Origin of the sequence: Salegentibacter sp. (genome assembly GCF_036568425.1) — a bacterium.
Classification (GTDB): Bacteria; Bacteroidota; Bacteroidia; order Flavobacteriales; family Flavobacteriaceae; genus Salegentibacter.
In genome coordinates, this window is sequence record NZ_DATCSO010000101.1 from 19,216 (window position 1) to 31,285 (window position 12,070).

At 39.1% G+C, this 12,070-nt stretch carries 7 protein-coding genes; 4 read left to right on the forward strand and 3 right to left on the reverse strand.

Going from position 1 to position 12,070, the window contains the following annotated elements; all coding sequences use genetic code 11:
• Window positions 1–92: 92 nt before the first annotated feature.
• Together VIM94_RS09960 and hutH are read left to right on the forward strand one after the other, a co-directional pair.
• Entirely contained in the window at window positions 93–1,619 is a 1,527-nt protein-coding gene (locus VIM94_RS09960) for an NAD(P)H-hydrate dehydratase (protein WP_332039150.1), read from the forward strand.
• A gap of 122 nt (window positions 1,620–1,741) precedes the next feature.
• Window positions 1,742–3,253 (forward strand): histidine ammonia-lyase, encoded by a 1,512-nt coding sequence (hutH, locus tag VIM94_RS09965; RefSeq protein ID WP_332039151.1) that lies wholly within the window; start codon window positions 1,742–1,744, stop codon window positions 3,251–3,253.
• An 82-nt stretch (window positions 3,254–3,335) separates the two neighbouring features.
• On the opposite strand, the gene VIM94_RS09970 is transcribed toward hutH, so the two are convergent.
• Entirely contained in the window at window positions 3,336–5,897 is a 2,562-nt protein-coding gene (locus VIM94_RS09970) for an ATP-dependent Clp protease ATP-binding subunit (protein ID WP_332039152.1), read from the reverse strand.
• Window positions 5,898–6,141: 244 nt separating this feature from the next.
• Here VIM94_RS09970 and gyrA point away from each other — a divergent pair, with 244 nt between their 5' ends.
• Both gyrA and VIM94_RS09980 read left to right on the forward strand, forming a co-directional pair.
• Window positions 6,142–8,673, forward strand: coding sequence for a DNA gyrase subunit A (gene gyrA / locus VIM94_RS09975; RefSeq protein WP_332039153.1), 2,532 nt, complete (start codon window positions 6,142–6,144; stop codon window positions 8,671–8,673).
• A 23-nt stretch (window positions 8,674–8,696) separates the two neighbouring features.
• Window positions 8,697–9,944, forward strand: coding sequence for a tetratricopeptide repeat protein (locus VIM94_RS09980; RefSeq protein WP_332039154.1), 1,248 nt, complete (start codon window positions 8,697–8,699; stop codon window positions 9,942–9,944).
• A 59-nt stretch (window positions 9,945–10,003) separates the two neighbouring features.
• Here the strand turns inward: VIM94_RS09980 and VIM94_RS09985 are convergent, their stop codons facing one another.
• Together VIM94_RS09985 and VIM94_RS09990 are read right to left on the reverse strand one after the other, a co-directional pair.
• Window positions 10,004–10,753 carry a C40 family peptidase gene (locus VIM94_RS09985; RefSeq protein ID WP_332039155.1) on the reverse strand — a complete coding sequence of 250 codons (750 nt, stop codon included), beginning with the start codon at window positions 10,751–10,753 and terminating at the stop codon, window positions 10,004–10,006.
• Between the two features lie 20 nt (window positions 10,754–10,773).
• The gene (locus VIM94_RS09990; RefSeq protein ID WP_332039156.1) at window positions 10,774–11,952 is read right to left on the reverse strand and encodes an acetyl-CoA C-acyltransferase; all 1,179 of its coding nucleotides are present in this window, start codon (window positions 11,950–11,952) and stop codon (window positions 10,774–10,776) included.
• Window positions 11,953–12,070: the final 118 nt, after the last annotated feature.

The following is a 12,070-nucleotide window of genomic DNA, read 5'->3' on the forward strand; positions in this document are numbered from 1 at the left end:
CACTGAAATAAAGATGAAATGTGTTTTTTTATTAATTATCTAAAATTCTCCCTCATAATATATGTATTTTAGTGTAACCTAAGTTTACTTCTATGAAGATATATAGTGCCGAACAATTACAAAAAGCTGATAGCTTAAGTATTAAAAATCAGAATATTTCCAGCACAGAGTTAATGGAACGTGCTGCCGGATTGGTCTTTAATCAAATTCATTCCCGGTTAGAAGGCAGTGATATTGGGATCAAAATATTTTGTGGTATTGGGAATAATGGAGGCGATGGTCTTGTAGTAGCCCGGATGTTGGTAGAACACGGTTATAAAGTGAAAGTCTTCGTAGTGAATTATAGCGATAAGCGTTCGAGAGACTTCCTGATTAATTATGATAGATTTAAAAATATTACCAGGGACTGGCCGGAGCTGATTAAAAATCAAAATGACTTCCCAAAGATTGAAGAAGGTGATTTTGTGATTGATGCGATGTTCGGGATTGGCCTTAACCGACCTATAGAGGGATGGGTAGCTGCTTTGGTAGACCATATTAATAAATCTGAAGCCTTTATTCTGGCTATAGATATGCCTTCGGGACTCTATGCTGAACAGGTTCCTGAAAGCCATACGGGAATTATAAAAGCTGATTTTACACTTACTTTTCAGAGTCCAAAGTTTACTTTTTTCCTCCCTCAAACTATGGATTATATAGGTGATTTCCAGGTTCTGGATATAGGTTTAGACCGGGATTTTTTAGTGCAAACCCATACTAATGCCAGGTTAATTGGAAAAGAAGAGGCCCGCCTATTATATAAGTACAGAAGAAAAAATTCCCATAAAGGGGATTATGGTCATACGCTAATAATTGGTGGCAGCTATGGTAAGATTGGGAGTATTGTACTTTCTGCAACAGCAGCGCTTAAATCCGGAGCCGGACTTTGCAGCGTTTTTAGTCCTGAATGCGGTTATGAAATAATTCAAACAGCCTTGCCGGAGGCAATGGTTATTACCGATAAACAAAAGAAACATTTAAGCGAAATAAAAATAGATTTTGAACCAGATGTTATTTGCTTTGGAATGGGGGCAGGAACGGGTGATGCTTCGCTTAACGCATTTGAAAAATTGCTAAAAGAAACCACACAGCCTATGCTAATTGATGCCGATGGTTTAAATATGCTGTCCAAAAGGAAAGAGTTGTTGGATTTGCTGCCAGAGCGATCGGTACTCACTCCACATCCCAAGGAACTCGAACGCCTTATCGGAAAGTGGGATGATGATAACCATAAAATAAAAAAGGTACAAAAATTTATAAAAAAATATAATGTGATTCTAGTGTTAAAGGGGGCTCATAGTTTTTGTTTTAGTAAAGAAGAGATTTTCATTAATAACTCCGGGAATGCTGGGATGTCTACTGCCGGGGCAGGGGATGTTCTTTCGGGGATAATTTCAGGCCTGATTTCCCAAAAATACGATCCGGTGATTGCTGCGGTTTTTGGGATGTATATGCACGGCTTAGCGGGAGATGTCGCTGCAAAAAAAATGGGATATGAAGCAATAACAGCAGGTGAAATCAACAATAATTTGGGAAGTGCCTTTCTGGAATTATTACGAGAAGAAGATGGCTATAATTGATTTTAAAAATTCCTGCTTAAATAATAAATCAAGTCATTAAATGATAAAATTCTGGTAAGATTGTTTGGAATACTTTAAGAGATGTTTGATTTTTGAACTCTCAATTATAAATTTAAAAATTCATGCAAACTCATCATTATATTAGTTCTGCCGTATTAGATCTTAACACGATTCAGGATATACTGGAGACTAATAAGAAATTGGTTTTAAGCGATGAGTCTGTCTTAAATATCAAAAAGTCCAGAGCTTATCTCGATAAAAAAATTAAGGAAAGCGATACTCCCATTTATGGAATTAATACAGGGTTTGGAGCTTTATGTAATGTAAAGATTACTTCTGAAAAACTTACTGAACTACAGGAAAACCTGGTAAAATCTCACGCTTGTGGTACAGGAAACAGAGTCGAGAAGCCCATAATAAAACTAATGTTGCTTCTCAAGATCCAGTCTTTAAGTTATGGTCATTCTGGGGTAGCCTTGGGAACTGTTGAGCGCCTTGTTGATTTTTATAATGAAGATATTCTTCCGGTAATTTTTGAGCAAGGATCTCTGGGAGCATCAGGTGATTTGGCACCCCTGGCACATCTTGCCCTGCCATTAATAGGCGAAGGTGAAGTTTATTATAAGGGGAAAGAAATCTCTGCTTCAGAAATGTTGCAGGAAATGGAATGGAGTCCTTTGAAACTGCAATCCAAAGAGGGGCTCGCACTTTTGAATGGCACCCAGTTTATGAGTGCCCATGCAGTTTTTGGTTTACTTCAGGCTTTTAAACTGTCCTATCTGGCAGATAAGATTAGTGCAGTTTCAATGGACGGTTTCGACTGTAATTTGTCGCCTTTTGATGAGTTGGTGCATCTGGTTAGGCCTCATAGAGGGCAGGTAAAAACAGCAGAAAGGATAAGGTATTTCCTGGAAGGAAGTGAAATAGCACGTAAAGAAAAGAAAAATGTTCAGGATCCTTATTCATTCAGATGCGTACCTCAGGTACATGGTGCAACAAAAGATACGCTTGGCTTTGTAAGAAAGGTCGTTAAAACTGAAATTAATTCAGTAACCGATAATCCCAATATTTTTATTGAGGAGGATAAAATAATCTCTGGTGGTAATTTTCACGGGCAACCCCTGGCACTTGGCCTGGATTATTTAGCTATTGCCATGGCTGAGTTAGCCAATATTTCCGAAAGAAGAATATATCAGCTGGTGTCTGGTACACGTGGGCTACCTCAGTTTCTTGTGGAAAACCCAGGGCTTAATAGTGGTTTTATGATACCCCAGTATACCGCTGCTAGTATTGTGAGCCAGAATAAGCAACTTGCTACACCGGCGTCGGTAGATTCTATTGTTTCATCCAATGGGCAGGAGGATCATGTGAGTATGGGAGCTAACAGTGCCACGAAGATGATTAAGATTATTCAAAATGTAAACACGGTTTTGGCCATAGAACTTTTTAATGCTTCCCAGGCACTTCATTTCAGGGAGCCAGGTCGGACTTCGGAAATTCTTCAGAAGTTCGTTTCAGAATTCAGAAAAGAGGTGCCCATATTGAAAGAAGATGTCACTATGGCTCCACATATCAAAAAAGCAAAGGAATTCTTAAATACCTATATTATTACTGAAGTGGAGCTTTTTGACTAGCCAGCCCGGGAGTTTAAAAATAAAAAAGCCGCTTGAGTGATCAGGCGGCTTTTTTATTTTTAAACTGTTTTCTAAAAGAAATCTATGATTTAGTTTCTTTAATTGGCTTATCAACCTTTATGGTAAGCTCGTTTTTCTTTTCATCGAGATCCATATAAATGATGTCATTTTCTGAAATTTTGGAGGTAATAATCTCTTCAGCAAGCGCATCTTCTATATACTTTTGAATTGCTCTGTTAAGTGGTCGGGCCCCATATTGTTTATCGAAGCCTTTCTCTGCAATAAAGTCTTTGGCTTTTTCGCTTAGCTGGAGAGTGTAACCTAATCCTCCAATTCTTTCATATAGCTTAGTAAGTTCAATGTCTATAATCTTATGTATGTCTTCTCTCTCAAGAGAATTAAAGATAACAACATCATCAATCCTATTCAGGAATTCTGGTGCGAAAGCTTTCTTGAGAGCGTTCTCGATAACACTTCTGGTGTTGTCATCTGCCTGGGAACGCTGGGCTGCTGTTCCGAAACCGACTCCCTGACCGAAATCCTTCAATTTTCTTGCTCCTATATTAGAGGTCATAATAATTATGGTATTCCTGAAGTCTATTTTTCTTCCTAAACTATCGGTTAGATATCCATCATCAAGGACCTGTAATAACATATTAAAGACATCAGGGTGAGCTTTTTCAACTTCGTCCAGCAATATTACAGCATAAGGTTTTCGACGAACTTTTTCAGTTAGCTGCCCGCCTTCCTCATAACCAACATATCCCGGTGGTGCACCAATTAAACGGGATACAGCGAATTTTTCCATGTATTCGCTCATATCTATACGTATAAGGGCATCATCACTATCAAAAAGTTCCCGGGCAAGCACTTTAGCTAATTGAGTTTTACCTACACCGGTTTGCCCCAGAAATATGAACGACCCTATGGGTTTATTTGGGTCCTTAAGCCCTGCACGATTACGTTGGATGGCCTTTACGACCTTGGCAACGGCTTCATCCTGCCCTATAACTTTTCCTTTTATTTTTTTAGGCAACTCCACCAGTTTATTACTCTCGGTTTGCGCTATTCTGTTCACCGGTACTCCGGTTATCATAGAAACTACGTCTGCAACGTCATCTTCGCTAACTGTTTCTTTATGTTTTCTGGATTCTTCTTCCCAACGCTCCTGAGCTAATTGAAGCTCTCTTTCCAGGGTCTTCTCATCATCTCTTAATTTGGCAGCTTCCTCATATTTCTGTTTTTTTACAACAGAATTTTTTTTCTCTCTCACTTCATCCAATTTTCGCTCCAGATCAAGCACCTGTTTTGGCACATCTATATTGGTTATATGTACCCGTGATCCAGCTTCATCCAGGGCATCAATGGCTTTGTCTGGTAAAAACCTGTCTGTCATATACCTGTTAGTCAGGGTCACGCAGGCATCAATAGCTTCGGGGGTGTAAACCACATTATGATGATCTTCGTATTTATCTTTGATGTTATTGAGGATCTCTATGGTTTCTTCAACCGTAGTAGGTTCTACGATTACCTTTTGAAATCGACGTTCAAGAGCCCCGTCCTTTTCAATATATTGCCTGTATTCGTCCAGAGTGGTGGCACCTATACATTGAATTTCACCACGAGCCAAGGCTGGTTTGAACATATTACTGGCATCTAAACTTCCGGTGGCACCACCAGCACCAACAATAGTGTGAATTTCATCTATAAAGAGAATGATGTCATCGTTTTTCTCCAGCTCATTCATTACTGCTTTCATACGTTCTTCAAACTGGCCGCGATATTTTGTTCCTGCTACCAGGCTGGCAAGATCGAGAGTTACTACTCTTTTGTCGAAAAGAATCCTTGATACTTTTCTTTGAATGATCCGCAAAGCAAGCCCTTCGGCAATAGCCGATTTACCTACACCGGGTTCACCTATTAAAAGAGGGTTGTTTTTCTTACGTCTACTTAGAATTTGGGAAACCCTTTCAATTTCTTTTTCACGTCCAACAACAGGATCTAATTTATCGGCTTCACCAAGTGCCGTAAGATCTCTTCCGAAGTTATCTAAAACCGGCGTTTTGGATTTTTTTGAGGTTTTTCCGGGACCACCAGAACCACCGCCACTAAATGGATTATCTTTGGTTGGATCATCGGTGCCACTGTCTTCATCAGAAAATGCACTTGAGGGGGTATCGGTAAAGTCATTCTCGTCGCTGGCGATCATATATTTAAACTGGTCTTTAACCCCGTCATAATCTATCTTAAGCTTATTTAAAAGCTTGGTGGTGGGATCATTTTCGTTTCTTAAAATGCAAAGAAGCAGGTGGGCTGTATTTATTGAAGAACTCTGGAATAGTTTTGCTTCCAGAAATGTAGTTTTTAATGCCCTCTCGGCTTGTCTCGTTAAATGCAAATTTCGTTTGTCATTAGACACATTTCCTATGTTAGGATTGGCCGGACTCAGGATCTCTACCTTTCTTCTTAGGTGGCTAAGATCTATATCCATTGCATTTAATATATCTATTGCCTTACCGTCTCCATCACGCAGTAAACCCAGCATTAGATGCTCGGTTCCTATAAAATCATGCCCCAATCTAAGAGCTTCCTCTTTGCTGTAGGCGATTACGTCTTTTACTCTTGGTGAAAAATTATCATCCATCTTTATCTTCCTTTCTCTCTGTTATTCAACTCAAACTTTCAAAAATCATACCTTTTGGAGAGTCTTAAGCTAATTGACAAAATTAAGTTTACTTTTCAAAATGGAAATTAAGGAACTTATTAACGAAACTCCACTAAAAATTTGTTAATAAAATATAGGTATTATCAAGCTGAAAGAGCCGTCCAACAGAGATAAAATATGTAAATTGGCTCGTTAGATTTTAGAACTAAAATAAACTAAGAATATGGCTGAAGGAGAAAAGTTAATTCCTATCAACATTGAAGACGAAATGAAGTCGGCTTACATTGATTATTCAATGTCGGTCATTGTGTCACGTGCTCTTCCCGATGTACGTGATGGTTTAAAACCGGTACATCGCCGGGTTTTATTCGGGATGCATGAACTTGGTGTTCTCTCCAATCGTGCCTATAAAAAATCGGCAAGGATCGTTGGGGAAGTTTTAGGTAAGTATCACCCTCACGGCGATTCCTCGGTGTATGATACTATGGTTAGGATGGCTCAACACTGGAGCATGCGCTATATGTTGGTAGATGGCCAGGGTAACTTTGGTTCGGTAGATGGCGATAGTCCTGCTGCGATGCGTTATACCGAAGCCCGTATGCGGAAGATTAGTGAAGATATGCTAATCGATATTGATAAAAATACCGTTGATACCCAATTGAATTTTGATGATTCTCTTTCAGAGCCTGTTGTGCTTCCTACCAGAATCCCGAATCTTTTAGTCAATGGAGCAAGTGGAATTGCAGTGGGAATGGCGACAAATATGGCTCCCCATAATCTAGCTGAAGTCATTGATGGTACCATAGCCTACATCGACAATCATGATATCGAAATCGATGAGCTTATAGAACATATCAAGGCTCCGGATTTTCCAACTGGAGGTACCATATATGGTTATGATGGAGTTCGGGAGGCTTTTAAGACCGGGAAGGGCAGGGTTGTACTTCGTGCCAAATCAACATTAGAAGAAATTAACGGTAAAGAATATATTGTGGTCACTGAAATTCCTTATCAGGTCAATAAGGCCGATATGATAAAGAAAACGGCTGACCTGGTAAATGAAAAGAAAATAGAAGGTATTTCCCTTATTAGAGATGAATCTGATAGAAACGGAATGCGCATTGTTTATCAGTTAAAAAGAGATGCCATTCCAAATATAGTTTTGAATACCTTATATAAGCACACTGCCCTTCAATCCTCTTTCAGCGTAAATAATATTGCCCTTGTCAATGGCCGACCTGAGCTACTTAATTTAAAGGACATTATTTATCATTTCGTCGAGCACCGTCATGTAGTGGTGGTGAGAAGGACTGAATTTGAACTTAAAAAGGCCGAAGATCGTGCACACATCCTTGAAGGTCTTATTATAGCTTCAGATAATATTGATGAAGTTATCGCCCTTATCAGGTCTTCCGGAAATGCGGAAGAGGCAAGGGAAAAGTTGATGAACAAGTTTGAATTAACCGAAGTTCAGGCAAAAGCTATCGTAGAAATGCGATTAAGACAACTTACCGGCCTGGAGCAGGACAAACTTCGTGCTGAATATGAAGATATCCTTAAAACCATAGAAGATCTGAGAGACATTTTGGCACGTAAAGAACGCAGAATGCAGGTTATTAAGGATGAACTTCTGGAGGTAAAAGAGAAATATGGAGATGAACGTCGTTCTGTAATAGAATATTCAGGGGGAGACCTTAGTATTGAAGATATGATTCCGGATGAGCAGGTTGTAATTACCATTTCGCATGCCGGGTACATTAAAAGAACTTCTCTTAATGAATATAAAACCCAAAACAGGGGAGGAGTAGGTCAAAAAGGTTCTACTACGCGAAATGAAGATTTCCTTGAATATCTTTTTTCCGGGACCAATCACCAGTATATGCTCTTCTTTACTCAAAAAGGGAAATGTTACTGGATGCGTGTTTACGAAATTCCTGAAGGAAGCAAAGCTTCAAAGGGAAGAGCGATTCAGAATTTAATCAATATAGATCCAGATGACAGGGTTAAAGCCTTCATCAATACCCAGGACCTTAAAGATGAGGAATATGTAAACAGTCATTATGTAATTATGGCTACCAAAAAAGGGCAGGTGAAAAAAACTTCCCTTGAGCAATATTCCCGACCAAGAACAAATGGAATTAATGCCATCACCATTAAAGAAGACGACGAATTACTTGAAGCTAAACTTACCAATGGTGAAAGCCAGGTTATGCTCGCAATAAAAAGCGGGAAAGCCATCAGGTTTGAAGAAGGCAAAACCCGTCCTATGGGTAGGAATGCTTCAGGGGTAAGAGGTATCACTCTTGCTGATAAGAATGATGAAGTTGTAGGAATGATTTCTGTAGAAGACTTTAATTCAGATATCCTTGTAGTTTCAGAAAACGGTTATGGAAAACGCTCCAGTCTGGATGATTATAGAATTACAAATCGTGGAGGTAAAGGAGTAAAGACCATTTCTATTACCGAAAAGACCGGAAGCCTGGTTGCCATTAAAAATGTTTCTGATAAAGATGATATCATGATCATCAATAAATCTGGAATTGTGATACGAATGGAAGTGGCTAATTTGCGGGTAATGGGACGTGCAACTCAAGGAGTTAGACTTATCAATCTAAAAGGTGATGATTCTATTGCCGCGGTTGCAAAAGTACTGCATGATGAGGATGATGTTGAAAACATGGAAGACGCCATAACACCCGAACCTACTAAGCCGGATGCTCATGGCACAACTATTGCTGAGGATAGTGAAGAATAAATTAAATATAAAACCAAATCAAAATGAAAGTTAATATTTTAACAGTAGCCCTGTCATTATTTACACTGGTAGCGGTTGCTCAAAAAAGTGAAATTAGAAACGCCGGAGACGCGGTGGATGATGGGAATTACACCGAAGCCAAAGCTGAAATCAAAAAGGCAGAATCCATGTTATCGGATGCTAATGATAAATGGAAGGAAAGATTTTACCTTTATAAAGGTCAGGCCTATCTTGGGGATGGTAAAAATGTAAAAGTGGATGATATGCTCATCGCATCAGAGGCTTTCAAAAAGGCTGCTGAGATGGGGAGTTCTGAAGCTCAGGATGGTTTATTAAATGTTAGAAACAGCCTGGTGGAAAGTGCTGTGGAAGATCAAAATGCTGAGGATTACAAAAGTGCCTCAGAAAAACTTCTTACCAGTTATAAAATAAACCCAAAGGATACACTGTATCTTTATTATGCAGCTGCAAATTCCCTTAATGCTCAGGATTACAATACTGCCCTGGAGTACTATAAAGAACTAAGAGACCTTGGATTTGACGGATCAGAAATGGAATATCTTGCTACAAATGTTGAAACCGGTGAGCAGGAAGCCATGTCTAAAGAACAACGTGATCTTTTGGTAAAAACCAGTGAGTATACAGATCCTGAAGACAGAAAATCTCCATCTAAAAAAGGTGAGATCGCTAAAAACATTGCTCTTATTTATATCAACCAGGAGAAAATGGATGAAGCTGTTGAAGCCATGGAAGATGCTAAACGCGAGAATCCTGATAATGTAATGTTAATACAGGCTGAAGCTGATATGTATTACCGAATGGGTGATAAAGAAAAATATAATGAGCTAATGAAACAGGTTCTCGAGAAAAGCCCTGACGATCCTACCATCTATTATAATCTCGGTGTAACTACTGCAGAATTAGGGGATACTGAAGGAGCTATTGAATACTACGAGAAAGCTCTGGAACTTGATCCTGATATGTCAGAAGCTAGAATGAATATAGTGGTAGCAATTCTTGCAAAGGAAAGAGAAATCATTGACCAGATGAATAAATTGGGAATGAGTAAAGAAGATAACAAGCGTTATAAGGAACTTGAAGAAGAGCGTTTGGAAGTTTACCAGGAAGCCATTCCTTATCTGGAAGATGCTATTGAGCATGATCCTTCAAATGTCGAAATTATCAGGACTGCAATGAATATATTTTATGCCCTGGATGAAGAAGATAAAGCTCAGGTTATGAAAGACAGACTTGAAGAATTACAACAGTAATTCAATTCTTTTTAAAGAGAATAAAATATAAAAAGGCCGCTGGGAACAGTGGCCTTCTTTTATATAATCTTTTTTATGACCCTTAATTGATGGGTGTGCCGGCGAAGCTCTGAATTAAAAATACCAGAATGATCCAGGCGGTCTATTCTTACTTTGCCATCTGAATGAATTATGTAATTGTCGTTCATGATAATGCCCACATGATTTATAACTCCTTCCTTGTCATCAAAAAAGGCAAGATCTCCAACTTCACTTTCTTCGATAAAGCTTAATGCTTCCCCTTGGCGAGCCTGCTCAGCAGCATTCCGGAAAAGCTTATAGCCATTCAATCTGTAAACCATTTGCGTAAAGCCGCTGGAGTCTATTCCTAATGGGGATTTTCCACCCCGGGTAAATGGGCTGTTTAAATAGAGAAGCGCAGTGTCTATAAGATGTGATTTTGGTTTTTCACCAGTTTCGCTATGCCCATCATAAACGTGTTGAAATAATTCAAGAGAATTTAAAACCGATCCCAAAGGGATTGGCATTAAATAGCCTTTTTCATCGGTAATATAATTAATCACATCTGAAGAAAGCTTAGGTTTAGCGCTCTTTAGATTGAGGTATTGTTCCTCCTGGATTTTAAGAAATTGTTTATTACTAATCCAAGCCTCATAATTATCGAATGCAACACGAATTCTGCTCCATTGGGCACGTTCTTCTAAAATTTTAAAATATTCTCCATAAAGAATTTGAGTTACCATTTCACTTTCATCTGAAGCTGAACTGCGAAGCGGTACTATGCTTAGGTGGCAAACTCCGTATTGCATCCAATATTTTTTTCTAAATCTTAAGCGTTTCTTTCGATTACCATTGCAGAGGCACCACCGCCACCGTTACAAATGGCTGCTGCACCAATTTTCGCATTATTCTGCTCCAGGACATTGAGTAATGTAATTAGAATTCTCACACCACTACAACCTAATGGATGTCCAAGTGAAACGGCTCCACCATTAACATTGGTTTTATCTGCACTTATATCTAAAATTTTCATATTAGCAAGACCTACAACCGCGAAAGCTTCGTTAAATTCAAAATAATCTACGTCATTTTTAGTAATTCCTGCTTTATCAAGGGCTAAAGGTAACGCCTTAGCCGGTGCAGTAGTAAACCATTTTGGTTCCTGTGCAGCATCCGCAAAGGATTTTATTGTAGCCAATACTTTTAACCCTAACTCTTCAGCTTTTTCACGACTCATTAGAATCATTGCTCCAGCACCATCGTTTATGGTAGAAGCGTTTGCAGCAGTTACAGTACCATCTTTACTAAAGGCAGGTCTAAGAGAAGAAATTTTATCCATTCTTACATTCTTAAACTCCTCATCTTCTTTTACTATTACAGGGTCTCCTTTGCGTTGTGGTACTTCTACAGGAACTACTTCATTGTCAAATTTTCCTTCGGCCCATGCTTTTGCTGAGCGCTCGTAAGATTCTCGAGCGAAATCATCCTGGTCTTCTCTGGAGAAATCATATTCTCTAGCACAAAGGTCACCACAAACTCCCATTGCATTTTGATCGTAGGCATCTACCAGACCATCGCGTTGCAAACCGTCGATCATAGTAACAGGGCCAAATTTTTGACCTTTGCGCATAGGTACATAATGCGGAATTAAACTCATATTTTCCATTCCACCGGCAACAATAATAGAACTATCTCCAAGCATAATAGATTGTGCTGCCTGCATGACAGCTTTCATTCCGCTGGCACATACTTTATTAACAGTAGTGCAGGGTACGGTATCGGGAATTCCGGCGCCAAGTGCAGCCTGTCTTGCGGGAGCCTGGCCAACATTGGCCTGTACCACATTTCCCATTAGTACTTCTTCAACCAGCTCTGGCTTAAGCTTAATCTTATCCATAGCACCTTTTATGGCAATAGATCCTAATTTTGTGGCCGGAACCGTAGATAGGCTGCCAAGAAAACTACCTATAGGTGTACGTGCGGCACTTACAATAACAACTTCTTTCATATTTTGTTTTGTTTTTAGTTTTTCCTTCTATGCGAATTTAGTGATTTTAATAGGAACTTGACCAACTGCTAAGCATTCACGCCTATTTTTTAGTACATTTGAACTATAGTACTTTTTG